The following is a 21,119-nucleotide window of genomic DNA, read 5'->3' as shown; positions in this document are numbered from 1 at the left end:
AAAATCGAAGTATAACCGCTAAAAATACGAATTTTCCTGAAGTGTTTGCTTCCCTAGAATGCATCGCTATCAACGGGCCATCGTTTAGGTCCCGTTTGTTCTATCGAGGAAAGCATCATGAAGCTTAAAGCTACGGCACTGCTGATTACGTCTTTACTGGTACTGGCCGGTTGCGACCAGGCCGAGAAAAGCGCGCAACAATTGATGGGCAAGGCTGCCGAAAGCGCCAAACAGGCGATTGACGATACCCACAAGGCCGCCGAACAGGCGCTCAGTGACGCCACCAGCGGGTTGATCAGCAAAAAAGAATCATCGGAAAAAGAATCGGAAAAAACCGAATCTTCCTCCCAGGAAATCTAAACCGTATTACAACGAGTCAGGACTGACCCATGGACTACCTTTTACAACTTGCCGCCAGCCCCACCGCCTGGGTCGCCCTTGCCACCCTGATTGTGATGGAGATCGTGCTCGGCATCGATAACCTGATCTTCATCTCGATCCTGACCAACAAGCTGCCCTTGCACAATCGCCAGCGGGCACGACGCATCGGTATCGGCATGGCGTTGATCCTGCGCCTGGGCTTGCTGAGCACCATTGCGTTCATCGTCCAGTTGACCAATCCGGTGATCGAGATTCTCGACCACGCGTTCTCCTGGAAAGACATGATCCTGATTGCCGGTGGCCTGTTCCTGTTGTGGAAGGCGACCACCGAGATCCATCACAGCATGGACCCGGCACCGGAAGATCCGAAATCGGCGACCTCGACCGTGACCCTGGGCTTTGCTGCCGCGATCGGTCAGATCCTGATGCTGGACATGGTGTTCTCCATCGACAGCATCATTACCGCTGTCGGCATGACCGAGCATTTGCCGATCATGGTCATCGCGGTGGTGGTGTCGGTACTGGTGATGTTGCTGGCGGCTGATCCGCTGGCCAAGTTCATCAACGACAACCCGACGGTGGTGATGCTGGCCCTGGGCTTCCTGATCATGATCGGCATGACACTGATCGCCGAAGGCTTCGGTGCCCATGTACCGAAAGGCTACGTCTATGCGGCCATGGCATTCTCGGCTGCGATCGAGGTGTTGAACATGATGTCCCGTCGGTCCAGGGAGAAGCGGGCAGCCACCGAGGCCTGACCCACGCTGAACGAAACGGCCGCCTGAACTCGAAGGAGTGCAGGCGGCCGTTTTTGTTGGTCTCGGGTAAAGGTGTGGTGTGGTCAGTGAGCGTTGGCGTGTTGGTTCGGCGTCTTGTCCGCTTCCGGCGCAGGAGCCGGCTGGACAGGATAATGGTGGCGGCGAGTGATGCGCAGCACGCCCCACAGCATGGCGGCAGCTACCGCCAGCCAGCCGCAAACCAACATTACAATGATCATGGTCAGGCTCATCTGTGCCTCCTCTTTGCCCTTCTATGGGCACTCACGCTTCGCTGTCGTCTCTTCAGTGAACAGTCTAGCCGTTGCTGCATTTCAGGCTATTGACCGAAAGTCGTCTGTCCCCAACCAGTTCGCTCTATCGAATGCACTCCGCTACCGTTTAGAGCTATACCGTAGCGGCGCGGCGACCTATGATCGACGCCCAAGCCGGGAATGGGATTGCCTGGCGTCTGAACCTGAACAAGAGAGAGATGATGGTGCGGGTATTTTCTCGAATTTTGTCGACCATGCTGATCGCCGGTTGCGTGGCAAGCCTGGCGGGCTGTGCCGGGAGCGTTGCGCCCGAGATCAAGCGCCTGCCGGAACGAGTCGAACTCAGCGGCCGGTTCTACCGGGGCGATGCGTATCAAAGCGGGCCGCAGGTGCTGGCCAGCATGCTGTCCCAGCAGGGCATCGTGATTACCCCGGGACTGCTCGACAAACCCCTGCATTTGCCGGGAGGCGAAGCCCAGTTACAACAGAACATGCAGAACCTGGCCCGCGAGTACGGGATGGTCGTTTACCCCCTCGATAGCAACCTTGCCGCCCTGTTGACCCAAGTTGCCGCCGGTTATCCAGTGATGGTGCGCTTTACCGAAGGCTCGGCCATGTGGGCCGAACCGCGTTACGCCATTCTGGCCGGCTACAACCGCCAGAAGCAGACGGTCCTGGTGCGGGCCGGGATGAACCGCCGCGAACTGATGAGCTTCAGTTCCTTCGAGTCGGCGTTCAAGGATGCCGGTGGTTGGGCGGTGCTGATCCAGAATCCGAGCCAAATCCCGGCCCAGGTCGATCAGCAGCGTTGGCTCAAGGCCGCCAACGATCTGGCCCAGGCCGGTCAGGAACAGGCCGCCGCCAGGGCGAAAAAAGCCTTGGCCAGCCAGTAAGTCCGTTGGTCACCCGCCGGGCACCATTACCCATGGTCAGCCTCTGATCTTAAGGGCCCGGAACATTGCTTCGGGTCCATATCAGGAGGTACCCATGGCTCATTCCAAAACGCCCGTCGGTCCGCACTCGTCTGAACATTCGTCTGGTGATGAGCTGGGTTTCGATCCCGACTCCCCGGACCTTGCCGATCCTCAGGTCGACCCGATCGGGCCTGCCAAGGCACCGAGGGACGTGAAGCCGGGTGACAACCCCAAGGCTCCGGCCAAGCCCTATGATCCACTGGGTGACCTGAAGCCTTAGGTCCAATGGAGGTGCGTATGTCTACCGATTCCAGTTTCGACGACAAACGTCCGGAAACTGTCCCTACAACCCCCGAGCAAAGCACCGATCCGGTGATGGATCCCGACAGCCCGTTGCGCGATCCCCTGGCGCGGCCAACGGTGGTGCCCACTGAAAAGCCGAAGGGTTGGAGAGATCCAAGTACTGGTGACGGCATCCCGGATGACGACCAGATGCCGCTGCCCAACGACTGAAGATCCGGCGAAAAAAAGCCCCGAATGATCGGGGCTTTTCGTGCGCTGCCGCTTGGTTACTTCGACGCTTCAACCACGCCGCTCTGGCGCTGCTTGAGGTTCTTGTCTGCCTTGTACTGCAAGGCGACGGAAGGCACGTCAGCACTTTTTCCGCTCTCTACCCAATTACGCATGCGCGTGGCATCGGCAAAATGGGTGTACTTGCCATAGGCGTCAAGGATCACCAAGGCCACCGGACGGTTACCCATTCGGGTCACCAGCACCAGGCAGTGACCTGCTTCGTTGGTGAAACCGGTTTTTGTCAGCTGGATGTCCCAGTCCTGCTTGCGCACCAAATGGTCGGTGTTGCGAAAACCCAGGCTGTAGTTCGGTTTGCGAAACGAAACGGTCTTTTCCTTGGTTGTGCTCAGTTCGGTCAGCAGCGGGTACTTGTGCGCGGCGATCAACAGTTTGCTCAAGTCGCGAGCTGTCGAAACGTTGCGCGGCGAGAGCCCTGTCGGTTCGACGAAATGGGTATTGGTCATGCCCAAGGCCCGGGCCTTGGCGTTCATTGCAGCAATGAACGCGGCATAGCCACCCGGATAGTGGTGGGCCAGGCTTGCCGCGGCCCGGTTTTCAGATGACATCAGGGCAATCAGCAGCATTTCCCGGCGCGGCAGTTCGCTCTTGAGCTTGACCCGGGAGTACACACCTTTCATTTCCGGTGTGTCGCTGATGTTGATGTTGATGTATTCATCCATGTTTTGCCGGGCTTCAACCACGACCAGGCCGGTCATCAATTTGCTGACGGACGCGATGGGAACGACGACGTCCGGATTGCTGGCATAGATGACTTTGTTGGTCTGCATATCCAGCAGTAAAGAGCTGCCGGAGGCGAGCTTGAGTTGCGAGGTGTCTCGAGGCGCTGCCGTGGTTTCGCCAGCGCTGGCGATTGGCGTGATGAAAGTCCCTGTAACTGCAAAAAATAGGCTCAGGATGGAAAGACGGATTTTCACGCTGGCAGACTCGTAAGGTGTTGATAAGCCGTTTTGTAACGGGCTATTTCGTAAAAAGCGCGACATTCTGGAGTATGGCTGAATAACTGTCGATGGTTGATCAAGTAACAGGTGAAAGTCCTGAGAAACATGAAAAGAAAGTCATTTTCCGGCAGGCGGTCGGTGTTTTTCGCGGGCAAAAAAAACCCCGCCAGGGCGGGGTTCCTTGTCACGCTGAACGCGTGCGCGTTGAAACTCAGCTGTGCAGGGTTTCAGCAGCGTACAGGGTGTTTTCCAGCAGGCAGGCTCGGGTCATCGGGCCGACACCGCCCGGTACCGGAGTGATCCAGCCGGCGCGGGGCAGGGCGGTTTCGTAGATCACGTCACCGACCAGCTTGCCATCGTCCTGGCGGTTGATGCCGACATCGATCACGATCGCGCCTTCCTTGATCCATTCACCCTTGACCAGGCCCGGCTTGCCGGCAGCGACGACGACCAGGTCCGCACGGCCGACATGGCCGGCCAGGTCCTTGGTAAAGCGGTGGGTGACCGTCACGGTGCAACCGGCCAGCAGCAATTCCATGGCCATTGGGCGGCCAACGATATTGGATGCGCCGACGACAACGGCATCCATCCCGTAAAGGTCGACACCAGTGCTTTCCAGCAGGGTCATGATGCCTTTGGGGGTGCATGGGCGCAGCAGCGGGATTCGCTGGGCCAGGCGGCCGACGTTATAAGGATGGAAACCGTCGACGTCTTTATCCGGACGAATGCGTTCCAGCAGCCTGGAGGCGTCCAGGTGCTCGGGAAGCGGAAGCTGAAGCAGGACGCCGTCGATTGCAGGATCGTCGTTCAGGCGATCGATCAGCTCGGTCAGCGCTTCTTGAGTGGTTTCCGAAGGCAGGTCATAGGCTTGGGATAGAAAGCCGACCTCTTCACAGTCTTTACGCTTGTGCGAGACATAAACCTGAGAGGCAGGATCGCTGCCGACCAGGATCACCGCAAGGCCGGGCGTGCGCAGGCCTTGCTGGCGACGCTCGGTGACACGTTGGGCGATCTGCTGGCGCAGGCTGGCGGCGATCGATTTGCCGTCGATAAGTTGTGCAGTCATTGCGCGTGATTAACCATCGAGAGGGGAAAAAAAGAGAACGCATTCTCGCATGTCATGCGGTGAGGGCAAAGGCGCTTGGTCTGCAAATTCCCCTAACTCCTTTAATTAAATGAATTTTTTTTAAAAAGGATTTGACGACCTTCGGGTGGCTCTATACTATTCGTCGCACTTGTCGGGCACAGCCTAGCACTGGTTAGGAAGGTTGAGCGGGATTACGATTCTGCGAGACTGGAAAGCACTTAGTTTGTAGTCCTCCAAGGTTACAGCTAACAAGGCGCCCGTAGCTCAGCTGGATAGAGCATCCGCCTTCTAAGCGGATGGTCGCAGGTTCGAGTCCTGCCGGGTGCGCCATTAGGCAGCTTTGGCACAAGTAACGCGATATGGTGGGCGTAGCTCAGTTGGTAGAGCACGGGATTGTGACTCCCGTTGTCGTGGGTTCGATCCCCATCGTCCACCCCATATTTCGAAAGGCGCCAGATTAACAGTCTGGCGCCTTTGCTTTAAAAGCTTCACCCGCGGATGTGGTGGAATTGGTAGACACACTGGATTTAGGTTCCAGCGCCGCGAGGCGTAAGAGTTCGAGTCTCTTCATCCGCACCAATTAAAGCTTCACTCAGGCATTTGGCCTGGCTGGAGCTTGATAAAGAAGTTTGTTTGGCTTCTTTAACAGGCAATATGGTGGGCGTAGCTCAGTTGGTAGAGCACGGGATTGTGACTCCCGTTGTCGTGGGTTCGATCCCCATCGTCCACCCCATATTTCGAAAGGCGCCAGATTGAAAAGTCTGGCGCCTTTTTTGTTTCAGTGGCCGCAGGTTCCGGGTCGCAGGGGCAGGGTGTTTCGTCGTATTTATGTTTCTCGATGATGCAGTCCTGCCCGCCGGCCTTGCTTGCGAGATCGGCTGTCAGGGAGATGATTGGCTGCCTTCTCTATATAGGGAAAGGTTGGCGCAGAGCCCTGGCGTGATTGGTTGTATTTGCCATCGGGGCGAGGTGCATTCGTGCATTCGCACCTATAAATTGCCTGCTGCGTTTTTACCCGTTTTCAGTAGGGTGACTTCTTGAGTTTGACCCACTAGAATGCATGCCCTTGATTCTGGGGTCGGAAACGGCCGGCTAACGTCTGTGCAACGAGGAATATCCATGCAAGTTTCTGTTGAAAATACTACTGCTCTTGAGCGCCGCATGAGCGTCACCGTGCCGGCTGAGCGCATCGAGAGCCAGGTCAACAAGCGTCTGCAGCAGACCGCCCAAAAGGCCAAGATTGCTGGCTTCCGTCCAGGCAAAGTGCCAATGAGCGAAATCAAGCGCCGTTTCGGTGCTGACGCTCGCCAGGAAGCTGTAGGCGACGTGATCCAGTCTTCCTTCTACGAAGCTGTGGTTGAGCAGAAGCTGAACCCGGCTGGTCAGCCTTCGATCGAGCCAAAATCCCTGGAAGCGGGCAAGGACCTGGAATACGTAGCCGTATTCGAAGTGTTCCCTGAGTTCACCGTTGCCGGTTTCGAAGGTATCACCGTAGAGCGCCTGAGCGCTGACGTGACTGACGCCGATCTGGACAAGATGCTGGACATCCTGCGCAAGCAGAACACCCGTTTCGAAGTGGCCGCTCGTGCTGCCCAGAACGAAGACCAGTTGAACATCGATTTCGTCGGCAAGGTCGACGGTGAAGTGTTCGCCGGCGGTTCCGCCAAAGGTACCCAGCTGGTTCTGGGTTCCGGCCGCATGATCCCTGGTTTCGAAGATGGCCTGGTTGGCGCAAAAGCCGGTGAAGAACGCGTTCTGAGCCTGACTTTCCCAGAGGACTATCAGAACCTGGACCTGGCTGGCAAAGCCGCCGAGTTCACCGTGACCGTCAACACCGTTTCCGAGCCAAAACTGCCAGAACTGACCGAAGAATTCTTCGCTCAATTCGGCATCAAGGAAACCGGTCTGGAAGGCTTCCGCGCCGAAGTTCGCAAGAACATGGAGCGTGAGCTGCGTCAGGCGATCAAATCCAAGGTCAAGAACCAGGTAATGGACGGTCTGCTGGCCACCAACCCGATCGAAGTGCCAAAGGCCCTGCTGTCCAACGAAGTTGACCGTCTGCGCGTGCAGGCTGTTCAGCAGTTCGGCGGCAACATCAAGCCTGACCAACTGCCGGCCGAACTGTTCGAAGAGCAAGCCAAGCGCCGCGTAGTGCTGGGTCTGATCGTGGCTGAAGTGGTCAAGCAATTCGACCTCAAGCCTGACGAAACCCGCGTTCGCGAGATGATTCAGGAAATGGCTTCGGCCTACCAGGAGCCTGAGCAAGTTGTGTCCTGGTACTACAAGAACGACCAGCAACTGAACGAAGTTCGCTCGGTTGTGCTGGAAGAGCAAGTTGTGGATACTGTTCTGCAGAAAGCTAGCGTGACCGACAAATCGGTCTCTTACGAAGAAGCGGTCAAGCCGGTAGAAGCACCACAAGCCGACTGATCACTTTTGCGATAAGAAGCAAACACCATAAGCCAGCCTTCGAGCTGGCTTATGCGTATTCAAGACATAACTATTTGGGAGTGACTGCAGAGCATGTTCCGTAATTCGTATATTCAGCAGAACTCTGATATCCAGGCCGCAGGCGGCCTGGTCCCGATGGTTGTCGAGCAGTCCGCTCGTGGCGAGCGCGCCTACGACATCTACTCGCGTCTCCTCAAGGAGCGGGTGATCTTTCTGGTTGGTCCGGTAGAGGACTACATGGCCAACCTGATCTGTGCGCAATTGCTGTTCCTTGAAGCGGAAAACCCGGACAAGGACATCCATCTCTATATCAACTCCCCGGGCGGTTCGGTGACTGCAGGCATGTCGATCTACGACACCATGCAGTTCATCAAACCCAACGTGTCGACCACCTGTATCGGTCAGGCGTGCAGCATGGGCGCGTTCCTGCTGACGGCCGGTGCACAAGGCAAGCGTTACTGCCTGCCGAACTCGCGTGTGATGATTCACCAGCCACTGGGCGGTTTCCAGGGCCAGGCCTCGGATATCGAAATCCATGCCAAGGAAATCCTCTTCATTCGCGAGCGTCTCAACACGCTGATGGCCAAGCACAGCGGGCGCACTCTCGAAGAAATCGAGCGCGATACCAACCGCGACAACTTCATGAGTGCAGACGCCGCGCGTGAGTACGGTTTGATCGATGAAGTGATCAGCCAGCGTCCTGCTTAAAATAAGCAGCTCAAAATAAGGTTGGTCGGCGGGTCCGACACCTGCGGGCTTGAAAAAGCCCGCAATAGCCTTCATCTTGTGTTGCAAGCCTATCGGATTTGGATCGAACGAATGACTGACACCCGCAACGGCGAGGACAACGGCAAGCTGCTCTATTGCTCCTTCTGTGGCAAAAGCCAGCATGAAGTACGCAAATTGATTGCCGGCCCCTCGGTCTTTATCTGCGACGAGTGCGTCGACCTGTGCAATGACATCATCCGCGAGGAGGTGCAGGAAGCACAGGCCGAAAGCAGTGCGCATAAATTGCCTTCGCCTAAAGAAATCAGCGGCATCCTTGATCAGTATGTGATTGGTCAGGAGCGTGCGAAAAAGGTTCTGGCCGTAGCGGTGTACAACCACTACAAGCGCCTGAACCAGCGTGACAAAAAAAATGACGACGTCGAACTCGGCAAGAGCAACATCCTGCTGATCGGCCCGACAGGCTCGGGTAAGACCCTGCTTGCCGAAACCCTGGCCCGCTTGCTGAACGTTCCGTTCACCATCGCCGACGCAACCACCCTCACCGAGGCGGGTTATGTGGGTGAAGATGTCGAGAACATCATTCAGAAGCTGTTGCAGAAGTGCGATTACGACGTGGAAAAGGCCCAGATGGGCATTGTCTACATCGATGAAATCGACAAGATTTCGCGCAAGTCTGACAACCCGTCGATCACCCGGGACGTTTCCGGTGAAGGCGTGCAGCAGGCCCTGCTCAAGTTGATCGAAGGCACGGTCGCTTCCGTTCCACCGCAAGGTGGTCGCAAGCATCCGCAGCAGGAATTCCTGCAGGTCGACACCCGTAACATCCTGTTCATCTGCGGTGGCGCGTTCTCGGGTCTTGAGAAGGTCATTCAAAACCGTTCCACCAAGGGTGGCATCGGTTTCAACGCAGAAGTGCGCAGCAAGGAAGAAGGCAAGAAAGTCGGTGAATCCCTGCGTGAAGTCGAGCCTGACGATCTGGTCAAGTTCGGTCTGATCCCGGAATTCGTCGGTCGTCTGCCGGTACTTGCCACGCTCGACGAGCTTGACGAGGCTGCACTGATGCAGATCCTCACCGAGCCGAAAAATGCCCTGACCAAGCAGTATGCCAAGCTGTTCGAGATGGAAGGCGTGGATCTGGAATTCCGGACCGACGCTCTGAAATCGGTCGCCAAGCGTGCCCTGGAGCGTAAAACCGGTGCCCGTGGCCTGCGTTCGATTCTCGAAGGTGTATTGCTCGACACTATGTATGAAATCCCCTCGCAGTCCGAGGTGAGCAAAGTAGTGATCGATGAAAGCGTGATAGAGGGCAAGTCCAAGCCACTGTATATCTACGAGAACAGTGAGCCGACCGCCAAGGCCGCGCCAGACGCTTAAGTGTCACGCAGCTTGAATAAAGAAGGGGCCTTCGGGCCCCTTTGCTTTTGTGGAAGCTGGCCTGCCAGCGAAGGCGAACTGACAGCCAATCTGATTTTCCGGGTGTGTCCGGACCATCACAAACGCTGCCATCGGTTGCAATCTTTTAAGTCGTACTTTTATCCGCTTGTTTTTTTCCAAAGCAGCCCCCATCTTGGTTTCAAGCTTACTTCCATCTGTTTACGGCCTTACGGCCGCCGTAGAGGCGAAATCATGAAGACAACCATCGAATTGCCTCTCCTGCCATTGCGTGATGTCGTGGTTTATCCGCACATGGTTATCCCGCTGTTCGTGGGGCGCGAGAAATCCATCGAAGCCCTCGAGGCTGCGATGACGGGTGACAAGCAGATTCTTCTGCTGGCCCAGAGAAACCCGGCTGACGACGATCCCGGTGAAGATGCCCTGTACCGCGTGGGTACGATTGCCACTGTTCTGCAGTTGCTGAAGCTGCCTGACGGAACGGTCAAGGTTCTGGTCGAAGGTGAGCAACGGGGCGCTGTCGAGCGCTTCAGCGAAGTGGATGGCCACTGCCGTGCCGAAGTCTCCCTGATCGACGAAGTTGAAGCGCCGGAACGCGAGTCGGAAGTGTTCGTTCGCAGCCTGCTGTCCCAGTTCGAGCAATATGTGCAGTTGGGCAAGAAAGTCCCGGCTGAAGTCCTGTCGTCGCTCAACAGCATCGATGAACCGGGTCGCCTGGTAGACACCATGGCCGCGCACATGGCCCTGAAGATCGAACAGAAGCAGGAAATCCTCGAAATCATCGACTTGTCGGCCCGGGTCGAGCACGTCCTGGCGCTGCTGGATGCCGAGATCGATCTGCTGCAAGTCGAAAAACGCATTCGTGGCCGCGTCAAAAAACAAATGGAGCGCAGTCAGCGTGAGTACTACCTGAATGAGCAGATGAAGGCCATTCAGAAAGAGCTCGGCGACAGCGACGAAGGTCACAACGAAGTCGAAGAGCTGAAAAAGCGTATCGACGCCGCCGGCCTGCCGAAAGATGCGCTGGCCAAGGCAACGGCCGAGCTGAACAAGCTCAAGCAGATGTCGCCGATGTCCGCGGAAGCGACCGTGGTGCGTTCGTACATCGATTGGCTGGTTCAAGTGCCGTGGAAGGCCCAGAGCAAGGTGCGCCTGGACCTGGCGCGTGCAGAAGACATTCTGGACGCCGACCACTATGGCCTGGAAGAGGTCAAGGAACGCATCCTCGAATACCTCGCCGTGCAAAAGCGCGTGAAGAAAATCCGTGGTCCGGTGTTGTGCCTGGTCGGTCCTCCAGGTGTGGGTAAAACATCCCTGGCGGAGTCGATCGCTCACGCCACCAACCGCAAATTCGTGCGCATGGCCCTCGGTGGCGTGCGTGATGAAGCGGAAATTCGTGGTCATCGCCGTACTTACATTGGTTCGATGCCAGGAAGATTGATTCAAAAGATGACAAAGGTGGGTGTCCGCAACCCGCTGTTCCTGCTCGACGAAATCGACAAGATGGGCAGCGACATGCGTGGCGATCCGGCATCGGCGTTGCTGGAAGTGCTCGATCCTGAGCAGAACCACAACTTCAACGATCACTATCTGGAAGTCGATTACGACCTGTCCGATGTGATGTTCCTGTGCACCTCGAACTCGATGAACATCCCGCCAGCGTTGCTGGACCGGATGGAAGTGATCCGTCTGCCGGGCTACACCGAAGACGAGAAGATCAACATCGCCGTCAAATACCTTTCGCCGAAGCAGATTACGGCCAACGGCCTGAAGAAAGGCGAGCTGGAGTTTGACGCGGAAGCGATCCGCGACATCATCCGCTACTACACCCGTGAAGCCGGTGTGCGTGGGCTGGAGCGCCAGATTGCCAAGGTCTGCCGCAAGGCGGTCAAGGAGCATGCGCTGGAAAAACGCTTTTCGGTGAAGGTCACCGCAGACATGCTGGAGCACTTCCTGGGCGTGCGCAAATTCCGCTATGGCCTGGCCGAACAGCAGGATCAGATCGGTCAGGTGACCGGGCTGGCGTGGACTCAGGTGGGTGGCGAACTGCTTACCATCGAAGCGGCCGTCGTGCCGGGCAAGGGCCAGTTGATCAAGACCGGTTCCCTGGGTGACGTGATGGTCGAATCGATCACCGCGGCCTTGACCGTTGTTCGCAGTCGGGCGAAGAGTCTGGGGATCCCCCTGGACTTCCATGAGAAGCGTGACACGCACATCCATATGCCGGAAGGGGCGACCCCCAAGGACGGCCCTAGCGCCGGTGTAGGCATGTGCACGGCCCTGGTATCGGCATTGACCGGCATTCCGGTACGCGCGGATGTCGCCATGACCGGCGAAATCACCTTGCGTGGCCAGGTATTGGCCATCGGCGGCTTGAAAGAGAAACTGCTGGCTGCCCATCGTGGCGGAATCAAGACCGTGATCATTCCTGAAGAGAATGTGCGCGATCTCAAAGAGATTCCGGACAATATCAAGCAGGATCTACAGATTAAACCGGTTAAATGGATTGACGAGGTCCTGCAAATTGCGCTGCAATACGCGCCGGAGCCCTTGCCGGATGTGGCTCCGGAGATAGTCGCGAAGGATGAGAAACGCGACGCAGATTCTAAGGAAAGAATTAGCACGCATTAGTACGTATTTGCCTGGGGGGCTTTCTTGACAGCTTTTTAGAGCCCTTGTTATAAAGCGGCTCTTAAGTGTCTGTAGGCCATTCAGCACTCGTTTTTGCTTTCACCAAAAAAACTTAGAATCATACTCAAATAGATATAAGGGGACTTAGAGTGAACAAGTCGGAACTGATTGATGCTATCGCTGCATCCGCTGATATCCCGAAAGCTGCTGCTGGCCGTGCGCTGGACGCTGTAATCGAATCCGTCACTGGCGCTCTCAAGGCTGGCGACTCTGTTGTTCTGGTTGGTTTCGGTACCTTCTCCGTAACTGATCGCCCAGCTCGCATTGGTCGTAACCCACAGACCGGTAAGACGCTGGAAATCGCAGCAGCCAAAAAACCAGGTTTCAAAGCCGGTAAAGCACTGAAAGAAGCTGTCAACTAAGTTCGATTCAGGTTTTTACCCATCCGGGTCAGGTCATGCCTGACTTGGCAGCGGAGCGGCAGTCCTGACTGCAGGTCGCCGGTTCAAGACACCGAGGGTCGCCAGTTCGAGCCCCTCGATCCGCTCCGCCAGTTACGAGAAGGCGCATCCTCGGATGCGCCTTTCTTCTATTCGGATTCTACCCACGCTCCACGGTTGCCTAATTTTTGAAGTTCAACCGTTTCTGGGGGACGCATGCTGCAGAATATCAGGGACAATTCACAAGGCTGGATTGCCAAGACTATTATCGGGGTCATCGTTGCACTGATGGCTTTGACCGGTTTCGACGCCATTTTTCAGGCCACGACGAACAAGAATGAAGCGGCGAAGGTCAATGGCGAAGAAATCAGCCAGAACGAGCTGAGCCAGGCGGTCGATATGCAACGCCGTCAGCTCATGCAACAACTGGGCAAGGATTTCGATGCTTCCTTGCTCGATGAAAAAATGCTGCGCGAGTCGGCTCTCAAAGGCCTGATCGATCGCAAACTGCTGCTGCAAGGCGCAGAAAACTCGAAATTCGCTTTTTCCGAAGCGGCTCTGGATCAGGTCATCCTGCAAACGCCTGACTTTCAGGTGGATGGCAAGTTCAGCTCCGAGCGTTTCGACCAGGTGATTCGCCAACTCGGCTACACCCGCATGCAATTCCGCCAGCTGATGGCTCAGGAAATGCTGATTGGTCAGTTGCGTGCCGGTCTGGCCGGTAGCGGTTTCGTGACCGATGCACAGGTGCTGGCGTTTGCCCGTCTGGAAAAACAGACCCGCGATTTCGCCTCCCTGAACATCAAGGTCGACCCGGCGGCGGTGAAGCTGACCGACGATGAGGTCAAGGCCTATTACGACGAACACGCCAAGGAATTCATGACGCCGGATCAGGTGGTCATCGATTACCTCGAATTGAAGAAGGCTTCCTTCTTCGATCAGGTCAGCGTCAATGACGAAGACCTGCAGGCGGCTTATCAGAAAGAAATCGCGAACCTGTCCGAGCAACGCCAGGCGGCGCACATTCTGATTGAAGTGAACGACAAGACCACCGAGGCGCAAGCCAAGGCGAAGATCGAAGAGATCCAGGCCCGTCTGGCCAAGGGTGAGAAATTCGAGGCGCTGGCCAAGGAATTCTCCCAGGATCCTGGTTCGGCGAACAACGGCGGTGATCTGGGTTATGCCGGTCCTGGCGTCTACGACCCTGCGTTCGAAAAAGCCCTGTATTCGTTGACCAAGGATCAGGTTTCCGCGCCGGTTCGCACCGATTTCGGTTTCCACCTGATCAAACTGTTGGGCGTGGAAGCGCCTGAGGTACCGACATTCGCCAGCCTGAAAGACAAGCTGACCCGCGAATTGAAGGCCCAGCAGGTCGAACAGCGTTTTGTCGAGGCGACCAAGCAGCTGGAGGATGCCTCGTTCGAAGCGTCTGATCTGGCTCAGCCGGCGCAGGACTTGAAACTGACCGTCCACACGTCCAAGCCGTTCGGCCGGGAAGGTGGTGAGGGTATTACGGCCAACCGTGCGGTGATCACGGCTGCGTTCAGCCCGGAAGTCCTGGATGAGGGGGCGAACAGCACCGCCATCGAGCTGGATCCTGAAACCGTGGTCGTGTTGCGTGCCAAGGAGCACCTGAAGCCTTCGCAATTGCCGCTGGAAAGCGTCTCTGCCGCGATCCGTGTGCAATTGGCCAAGGAGCACGCCAGCGCCGATGCCAAGACCAAGGCTGACGCCCTGATTGCCAGCCTGCGCGACGGCACGACCCCGCTGGATCGGGTGATCGACGGCCAGTCCTGGAAAGTCACCGACGCGGCGACTCGTGCCCAGGAAGGGATCGACCCTGCGGTGCTGCAAGCGCTGTTTCGCATGGCGAAGCCTGCGGCCAAGGATAAACCGACCTTCACCAGCGTGACGCTGGCTGATGGCAGCCTGATGATCGTGCGCCTCAATGGCGTGAACGAAGCCGCGGCACCGACCGAAGAAGAGAAAGCACAGTATCGTCGCTACCTCGCTTCCCGCATCGGCCAGCAAGACTTCGCGGCTTACCGCAAGCAGCTGGAAACCCAGGCGGAGATCAAGCGTTACTGATGCCTGACCAGGTTTAACGCGGTACATGAGACCCCGGCCGAAAGGCCGGGGTCTTTTTGTTTGGCCGTACGTCATTTGCCGCGGTGACTTTTGCGCAAAACCGGGGTCAATCAGCCTGTAACCGTTTTAAGACAAGATCGATGCTCCGCTAAGCATCGATCTGTTGCACAATACGCCCCGAACCGTTTTCCTCAGGATGTTCAATGTTTAAATCACTTCCCATGCGGGTTGTCGGGCTGGCAGCCGTGTTTGCCACCGCGGCTGGTTGTTCATCGAACAAGGCCGCCATCTATGAGCATGAGAATTTCGACGACTCCGGTACCTTTTCCCGAAACTATCCGGTCAGCGATACCCAGAGCTGTGAAGCCGCCCGTCGCGCCTTGCTCAGCCAGGGTTACATCATCACCAGCAATGATCCGAAGCTGGTCAGCGGTCACAAGAGTTTCCAGCAGACCGGCGAGAATCACATGGAGATCAGCTTCAGTGTGGTCTGTGCCGATGACGGCAGCGAAGGGCACCACGCGACCATATTCGCCAATGCCCTGCAGGATCGTTATGCGCTGAAGAAGACCAACAACTCCGCCAGTCTCGGTGTGGGTGTGTTGGGCTCGGTATCGATGCCGATCGGCTCCTCAGATGACTCGATGGTCAAGGTCGCCAGCGAAACCGTATCGTCCGCCAAGTTCTACGAGCGTTTCTTCGCACTGGTCGAGTTGTTCCTGCCGCCGGAAGCGAAAAAGGCCGCGCACATCCCCGAAAAGCCGAAAACGGACCTGGGAATGCCTGAAGCCAAGGCAGCACCGGCACCGCTGGCACCGGCCCCGGCAGTGACTCCTGCTGTAGAACCTGCTGCGCCCGCACCCGTAGAAGCGGTTCCAGCGGCCTCCGAGCCGGTTGCCCCGCCTCCTGAAGCGGCGCCGATTACCCCGGTTCAGAACGCCGAGCCGGCGCCTTCGGCAGAAACCATCACGCCACCGACTAACCCGACGGACATACCACCGCCGAGCGAGCCGATTCAGGCGATTCCTGTCTCTGGCCAGTGATCGATCGCGTTACGGGATCGGCCAGCGAGTAACGATCCCGTAGCGGGCGCAAAGATTGACCCTCATCAACAAGGTCCGCTGTTCTGCGGCCTTGCGCGAAAAAACCGATGATAAATTCCTGACCAGCTGCTACGTTTTATTGAGTAGCGACAGAGTGTCGTGCCCGCGTCATTTTTCTTTCATGCGGGCGCATTATGCTCAGGGAATTGGTTATTTATTCAGACGGTTGGGGAATTCAAATATGGACGATTATCAAGAAGAGCTGCTCGAGTACCAGGCTTTTGAACTTGACCCACTGGAGCCGGCGGAAGACGCTACCGAGTTGTAGGCATCAAGCGGATTGGCGATGGCTGCGGCGAAATTCGCCGGGTGTCTGCCCGTTCCAGCGTTTGAATGCGCGTTGAAACGCTTCGGCTGAGGCAAAGCCCAGCAGGTAGGCGATCTCTCCGAACGCCAGTTCGGTGTCGCGTATGTAAGTCATGGCCAGGTCGCGGCGGGTGTCGTTGAGAATTGCACGAAACTGCGTGCCTTCATCGGCGAGCTTGCGGCGCAAGGTCCAGGTGGGCAGCTTCAGGCGTGCCGCCACCTCCTGCAGGTCGGGCTCCCGGCCACCATTGAGCAAGGGTCCCAGCAGCGCGATGATGCGTTCACGCAGGCTGCGGGTGCGTGTCAGTTGTTCCAGTTCCCGCTCACACAGTTGCAGCAAATGTCGCCAGGTGCTCGGGCAGTGCTCGGGGTTGCGCTGGGCGAGACTGGCCAGGCTCAAGCGCAGTTGATTGCGTTCGCCGCCAAACTGGATCGGACAGTCGCCCAACACGTCATAGGCCTGGCGGTAGCCGGGCTCCTCGAATTCGATCTCGATACGTTCGGCACGCAGCGGGGCAGGGCTGACACTGGACAATTGCTGTAACCAGCCGGCGATGATCGAATCCACCACAAAGCGGTTGTAGGCGTTATAGGGGCTGATCGAGTAGAACCGCAGCCAGGCGCCCCGGGCGTCTTCGTGAAAGCTTGATTGACCGCGATAATTGGAGCCGTACAAGGCTTCGAATCGAATCAGGCAGCGCGCGGCTTCTCGTACCGTCGGTGCCTGGGCCGCGGTGACGCCAGCGAGGCCGGCCTGGCTCAGGCGACTGAGCTGACCCATGCGCAGGCCAAGGGCCGGATTGTCGGTCAGTTGAATGGCACTGTGGCCCAGGCGCATGTAGCGCGGTATCGACAGCCGGGCGCCGGCTTCGCTGAGGCGCGCGGCATCTAGACCGTATTGATCGAGCAGTGGCTGTGGATCGACACCGTGACTGCGTACGGCATCGGCCAGGCTATGTACAAAGCCCACCGACAGATCGCCGAGGCGCATCGGCTGTGGATTCATGGCCTACAACCAGAGGTTCAGCAAGCGCGCACCATGGGCGTTGCCATCGGCAAAGTGCTGGCCGTTGCTGCTGAGGAAACTATGCCCGGCGCTGCCCTGGTCCCAGAACTGACCCCGAAGGAACACGCTCATGCCAGCGACGGCCTGACTGGCCGGCATCCGGGTCGTGAGGGTCAGGCGCTGCCAGGCCTGGCCTTCACTGACTTCTCCAGGTTTCAAGCCGACCGACGCCGGCGCCGACGAACCCCTGTAGCCGCGCCACGGTTGATCCCAAGTGCCACGGCCGGAAACAAAGGCCGGTACCGCAACCAGCTGTACGCTTTGGTCGTTGAGCTTGAGGTAGTTTTCCGGGTACCAGCTGTCGTGGCCGATCAATACGCCCAGCCTTCCTGCGGGGGTATCAACGACGTTGAGCGAGTGCTCGCCGTTCGCCTTGATCCCGTTCTGTTCTGCGAAGAACGGGTGTATCTGGCGCTGGGGCTGGCCGATCGGCAGGCCTTCGCTGTTGAACACCACGCTGCTGTTGTACAGCGCGCCGCGGCCGATTCTCAAGGTGCCGTCGATGATGCTCGGTTCGGGCAGCACGATGGAGCCCGCGACCAGTGTCACGTGGAACTCCCTGGCCAGGCCTCCGAACAATGTCTGGTAGTCCCTGGCCATTGCCTTGGCTTTCATGCGCAGGTGGGCATCGTCCAGACGGTTGCCGCCCTCGGCGCTGATCAACGCCTTGGCGAACTTCAGGGGATTGCTTACCGCCAGCCAGTTCATGGCCTCTTTGAGGGTGCTGGCCTGATACAGCTCATCCTTTTCACCGCTGACCATCAGCCAGGTACCGACGTGCTCCGGCAACACGACGACGGTCTTGCCGTTCAGCAAACCCTGGTCCCGGGCTGCCTGCAGATAGGCTGCGAGCTTGCGGTGCAAACGCTCGGGACTTTGGTAGTCGGTAGGAAACAGTTCGGGCTGGATGCCCAACAGGTTGCCACGGTCCGCAGGCGTGCCCTGGTCGACAGCGAGGCTGATCCGCAGGTCCGAAAGGTAATGACCCACCGGCCGGTCTGCGGCCCACATCGCGTAGGTCGTGAGGGCGGCGAGCAACGCCATGGAAAATGTCAGGTACAAAAGTTTGCGCATGGGGAGACAGTTTACAGCCTGGAGCCTGGCGTGGCTTTTGATTTGGAGCTGGATCGAGCATAAAGGGAATCAAGGGTTTAGTGGGTAGCTTTCAGCGATGACTGTTTTTTTGCTGGCGGCTGCCTTTCTGTGCTCAGACGGGGCAATGAATGGCTGGGTGGGGGATCATGGGAGGAGGGGCGCCGGTCAGCCATCATTTTGCGCGACCGGCCGGCAGGTGAGCGTCAGTTGGTGACCAGCAGTTCCGGGCCGAGGTAGTTGTTGATCTGGTCGATATCGTCGTCGCCCAGACTGCCTACCGAAGAGGCCAGGCGCAGGCGCGACATCAAATAGCGTAATTTGGCATCGAACAGATCGTGGCGTGCGACGAAGAGCAGTTCTTCAGCATTGAGGACATCCGAGTTGGTGCTGGTGCCGCCTTCCTTGAAGCCCTTGCGTGACGATGCCAGTGAGCGTTCGTTGGACGCGACGGCTTTCTCCAGCGCGCGAATGCGTTTGGCACCGCTCAGGATGCCTTGATACTCACGGGTGGTTCCGGTGATGACTTCCTGTCGTGCGGCGTCGAGTTCGTCCGTGGCCTTATCGCTATTGGCGCTGGCCTGGCGTGTCAGCGCGCTGACGCCGCCACCACTGAACAGCGGGATATTGACTTCCAGCCCGATCGAGCCGTAGTGGTTACGTTGATTCAACTCGGAGAGTGATTGGCTCTCACCCGCGGTGTAGCCGGCGATGAAATCCAGGGTTGGCCAGTGGCCGGCACTGGCACGCTTGACCTCCTCTTCGGCGAGGTCGCGGCTATAGCGGCGCGCATGGATCAGTGGGCTATCGACCTGGGCTTTGACCAACCAGTCCTGAAGGTTGCCTGGTACCAGCGGTGGTGTATCGAAACTCGGACGCAAGGTGGTCAGCGATTCGGGGGTTTCACCGATGTATTCCTCGAGCTTGCGGCGCGCGTTGACCAGGTTGTCTTGTGCTTCGATCAGTTCGGCTTCGGCGAGGTCGCGGCGAGCGGTCGATTCGTCGACGTCGGTGACGGTGCCGGCCCCCAGTTCCAGGCGCCGTTTCGCCGAGGCGAGTTGTTCGTCGAAGGCGCTCAGCTTGGACTTTGCCAGGGTGATGGTTTCGCTGGCCAGGAGCACATCGAAATAGCTTTCGGCCAGGCGCACTGCGGCGTCCTGGCTCTTGGCATCGAATACCGCGTTACTGTAGTCGGCACGCTGCTGACCCTGGCGGTACTCGGCCATTTTCTGTTTGTTGAACAGTGGTTGGCGCAGGCGCACGTTAGCGCCCTTTGAGTCGTAATGGAGATCTCTGTCGATGTTGTTCTGGCTTTGGGAGCCATTGACCTTGTTGTTGTAGGCCGAGGCATTGATCTGCGGTAACAGGCCGGCCTTGCCGATGGCGCGGTTCTCCTGGCCGGCCTCTTTTTCATGCACGGAGGCCTGGTAGATGGGGCCCTGGAACTGCAACAGATCCCAGGCTTGCTTGAGGTCCATGGCGTCGGCCGGCAAGGCCAACCCCATCAGGCAGAAGAGCAGGCAATGACGGTCCATTTCATTGTTCCTTGAATGAGCTGTCCACACGTTCGAGCATTGGTTTAAGAAGATAGCTCAACATATTGCGTTCGCCTGTCTTGATGGTGACGCTGGCAGGCATGCCAGGGCGAATGTGATTGGTGCCAAGCAGGCCCATGCCATCGGGGGTGACTTCCACCTGGGCCAGATAGAACGGCTGCTTGCTTTCCTCGTCCATCAGGCGGTCGGCGGAGATGGTCATCACTCGGCCGGGTATGTTTGGTGTCTTGGCATGGTTGAAGGCCGGGAAGGAAATGTCCACGGGCAGTCCGGGGACCATCTTGTCGATGGCCTGCACGGGAATCATCGCGTCGACCTGCAACGGTTCGTTGAGCGGAACGATTTCCATGATCTTGAAGCCGGGCTGAATGATCCCGCCGACGGTGGCGATGCTCAAGGCCTGGACCATGCCATCGATCGGTGACCGAATCACCGTGTGGGTCACTTCATAGTCAAGTGCGCGCAAGCGATCGGCCAGGGTGGTGTTTTCCTTGGCGGTTTCCGTCAACTGCGATTCGACTTCTTTCAGGTAATCGTGCTGGCGCTGCAGGATGCGCAGCTTGATTTCGGTGGTCTGGCTACGCACCCGGGCGATGTTGTTGAGGTTCTCGGCCTGGCCGGCGGAAAGGTCGGCGTTGCTGCGCTCCAGCTCAAGCAGGCGGTTGCGCGGTACATAGCCTTCGGCGGTCAGCACGCGGGTGCCTTGCAGTTCCTGGTTGAGGAAACTGATTTGCGAGGCGCGGGCACTATAGACTTGCTGCAGGCCCTTGAGCTGCACGGCCGACGCCGCCAGGTTCTCCTGCAGGATGCTGATCTCACCCGCGAGACCGGCGCGCCGGGTGTCGAGCAGGCGCTGTTGCAGGTCCATGGCGGCTTCCAGGCGGTGGTCATCCTTGAAGCGCTTTAGCAGTTCAGGATCAAAGTTCACCACGTCGCGGTTGTCACGCTCCGCTTCCAGACGGTTTTCCACCGTCTTGCTGACGATGTACTGGGCGCTGACCGCTCCCTGTTCGGCAAGGGCACGCAACGAGTCGAGGCGGACTACCTCCTGGCCTTTTGTCACTAGATCGCCTTCGCGAACGAGGATGGCTTCCACGGTGCCGCCGCTCAGATGCTGCACGGCTTTGCGATTGCTGGTGACCTTGACCGTGCCTGTCGCTACCACGCCGGCATCCAGCGGCGCCAGCCATGACCACAGGAGAAAGCCGCCGAAGCCGGCGAGCACTAGCCACACGCCCCAGCGCGCGGGTTTGCCGACGTCCAGGTCTACCATGCTCCTGGAATCGGCTGTAATCATGTCGGTATGTTGGCTCATTTGCAT

The 21,119-nt window shown here is 57.9% G+C and carries 20 protein-coding genes and 4 tRNA genes; 17 read left to right on the top strand and 7 right to left on the bottom strand.

Annotation, left to right across the window (positions count from 1 at the left end):
• The first annotated feature begins 117 nt into the window (after positions 1-117).
• Together AB4O40_RS07725 and AB4O40_RS07720 are read left to right on the top strand one after the other, a co-directional pair.
• Positions 118-360, top strand: coding sequence for a hypothetical protein (locus AB4O40_RS07725; protein ID WP_008048837.1), 243 nt, complete (start codon positions 118-120; stop codon positions 358-360).
• A 29-nt stretch (positions 361-389) separates the two neighbouring features.
• Positions 390-1,139, top strand: a complete 750-nt coding sequence (locus AB4O40_RS07720) for a TerC family protein (RefSeq protein ID WP_460055163.1) — start codon at positions 390-392, stop codon at positions 1,137-1,139.
• A gap of 83 nt (positions 1,140-1,222) precedes the next feature.
• Here the strand turns inward: AB4O40_RS07720 and AB4O40_RS07715 are convergent, their stop codons facing one another.
• Positions 1,223-1,390, bottom strand: a complete 168-nt coding sequence (locus AB4O40_RS07715; protein WP_177336458.1) for a hypothetical protein — start codon at positions 1,388-1,390, stop codon at positions 1,223-1,225.
• A gap of 179 nt (positions 1,391-1,569) precedes the next feature.
• On the opposite strand from AB4O40_RS07715, the gene AB4O40_RS07710 reads away from it, so the two are divergent.
• The 3 genes from AB4O40_RS07710 to AB4O40_RS07700 all read left to right on the top strand — a co-directional run bounded on the left by AB4O40_RS07710 (position 1,570) and on the right by AB4O40_RS07700 (position 2,838).
• Positions 1,570-2,304, top strand: a complete 735-nt coding sequence (locus AB4O40_RS07710) for a peptidase C39 family protein (protein WP_056722341.1) — start codon at positions 1,570-1,572, stop codon at positions 2,302-2,304.
• A 94-nt stretch (positions 2,305-2,398) separates the two neighbouring features.
• A complete protein-coding gene (locus AB4O40_RS07705) occupies positions 2,399-2,605 on the top strand; it encodes a DUF6021 family protein (RefSeq protein ID WP_056722339.1) in 207 nt (68 codons plus the stop codon).
• 17 nt (positions 2,606-2,622) lie between these two features.
• The gene (locus AB4O40_RS07700) at positions 2,623-2,838 is read left to right on the top strand and encodes a hypothetical protein (protein WP_007977127.1); all 216 of its coding nucleotides are present in this window, start codon (positions 2,623-2,625) and stop codon (positions 2,836-2,838) included.
• A 56-nt stretch (positions 2,839-2,894) separates the two neighbouring features.
• On the opposite strand, the gene pbpG is transcribed toward AB4O40_RS07700, so the two are convergent.
• Complete coding sequence (gene pbpG, locus AB4O40_RS07695) at positions 2,895-3,833, bottom strand: D-alanyl-D-alanine endopeptidase (RefSeq protein WP_056722336.1); 939 nt, start codon at positions 3,831-3,833, stop codon at positions 2,895-2,897.
• Between the two features lie 235 nt (positions 3,834-4,068).
• Positions 4,069-4,923 (bottom strand): bifunctional methylenetetrahydrofolate dehydrogenase/methenyltetrahydrofolate cyclohydrolase FolD, encoded by an 855-nt coding sequence (gene folD, locus AB4O40_RS07690; RefSeq protein ID WP_046043051.1) that lies wholly within the window; start codon positions 4,921-4,923, stop codon positions 4,069-4,071.
• A gap of 274 nt (positions 4,924-5,197) precedes the next feature.
• Between folD and AB4O40_RS07685 the strand changes: the two genes are divergently transcribed.
• From AB4O40_RS07685 to AB4O40_RS07630, 12 genes are all read left to right on the top strand, one after another.
• A tRNA-Arg gene (locus AB4O40_RS07685) sits at positions 5,198-5,274 on the top strand.
• Positions 5,275-5,306: 32 nt separating this feature from the next.
• Positions 5,307-5,382: transfer RNA gene (locus tag AB4O40_RS07680), tRNA-His, on the top strand.
• A gap of 56 nt (positions 5,383-5,438) precedes the next feature.
• Positions 5,439-5,523: transfer RNA gene (locus tag AB4O40_RS07675), tRNA-Leu, on the top strand.
• 78 nt (positions 5,524-5,601) lie between these two features.
• Positions 5,602-5,677 (top strand) — tRNA-His (locus AB4O40_RS07670).
• A 386-nt stretch (positions 5,678-6,063) separates the two neighbouring features.
• On the top strand, positions 6,064-7,374 hold the full coding sequence (tig, locus tag AB4O40_RS07665) for a trigger factor (protein ID WP_056722332.1): 1,311 nt from the start codon (positions 6,064-6,066) through the stop codon (positions 7,372-7,374).
• A 93-nt stretch (positions 7,375-7,467) separates the two neighbouring features.
• A complete protein-coding gene (gene clpP, locus AB4O40_RS07660; RefSeq protein WP_015094302.1) occupies positions 7,468-8,103 on the top strand; it encodes an ATP-dependent Clp endopeptidase proteolytic subunit ClpP in 636 nt (211 codons plus the stop codon).
• A 111-nt stretch (positions 8,104-8,214) separates the two neighbouring features.
• On the top strand, positions 8,215-9,498 hold the full coding sequence (gene clpX, locus AB4O40_RS07655; protein WP_008048848.1) for an ATP-dependent Clp protease ATP-binding subunit ClpX: 1,284 nt from the start codon (positions 8,215-8,217) through the stop codon (positions 9,496-9,498).
• Positions 9,499-9,750: 252 nt separating this feature from the next.
• Positions 9,751-12,147 (top strand): endopeptidase La, encoded by a 2,397-nt coding sequence (gene lon, locus AB4O40_RS07650; RefSeq protein WP_056722330.1) that lies wholly within the window; start codon positions 9,751-9,753, stop codon positions 12,145-12,147.
• Between the two features lie 149 nt (positions 12,148-12,296).
• The gene (locus AB4O40_RS07645; protein ID WP_002552737.1) at positions 12,297-12,569 is read left to right on the top strand and encodes an HU family DNA-binding protein; all 273 of its coding nucleotides are present in this window, start codon (positions 12,297-12,299) and stop codon (positions 12,567-12,569) included.
• Between the two features lie 234 nt (positions 12,570-12,803).
• On the top strand, positions 12,804-14,675 hold the full coding sequence (locus tag AB4O40_RS07640; protein ID WP_460055171.1) for a SurA N-terminal domain-containing protein: 1,872 nt from the start codon (positions 12,804-12,806) through the stop codon (positions 14,673-14,675).
• Between the two features lie 203 nt (positions 14,676-14,878).
• Positions 14,879-15,718: a DUF2242 domain-containing protein gene (locus AB4O40_RS07635; protein ID WP_056722327.1), complete on the top strand. Its 840-nt coding sequence runs from the start codon at positions 14,879-14,881 to the stop codon at positions 15,716-15,718.
• 55 nt (positions 15,719-15,773) lie between these two features.
• Positions 15,774-16,046: a hypothetical protein gene (locus tag AB4O40_RS07630; protein ID WP_156385718.1), complete on the top strand. Its 273-nt coding sequence runs from the start codon at positions 15,774-15,776 to the stop codon at positions 16,044-16,046.
• A gap of 3 nt (positions 16,047-16,049) precedes the next feature.
• On the opposite strand, the gene AB4O40_RS07625 is transcribed toward AB4O40_RS07630, so the two are convergent.
• From AB4O40_RS07625 to AB4O40_RS07610, 4 genes are all read right to left on the bottom strand, one after another.
• The gene (locus AB4O40_RS07625; RefSeq protein WP_056722325.1) at positions 16,050-17,090 is read right to left on the bottom strand and encodes an AraC family transcriptional regulator; all 1,041 of its coding nucleotides are present in this window, start codon (positions 17,088-17,090) and stop codon (positions 16,050-16,052) included.
• Between the two features lie 3 nt (positions 17,091-17,093).
• Entirely contained in the window at positions 17,094-18,224 is a 1,131-nt protein-coding gene (locus tag AB4O40_RS07620; RefSeq protein WP_409078858.1) for a nitrilase-related carbon-nitrogen hydrolase, read from the bottom strand.
• A gap of 224 nt (positions 18,225-18,448) precedes the next feature.
• On the bottom strand, positions 18,449-19,777 hold the full coding sequence (locus AB4O40_RS07615; protein ID WP_056722321.1) for a TolC family outer membrane protein: 1,329 nt from the start codon (positions 19,775-19,777) through the stop codon (positions 18,449-18,451).
• Between the two features lies 1 nt (position 19,778).
• Positions 19,779-21,119 carry an HlyD family type I secretion periplasmic adaptor subunit gene (locus tag AB4O40_RS07610; RefSeq protein WP_056722318.1) on the bottom strand — a complete coding sequence of 447 codons (1,341 nt, stop codon included), beginning with the start codon at positions 21,117-21,119 and terminating at the stop codon, positions 19,779-19,781.

This window comes from Pseudomonas sp. S2_F07 (assembly GCF_054668325.1).
Note: the sequence above shows the minus strand (reverse complement) of the source record. Positions and strands in the feature narration are given on the sequence as shown.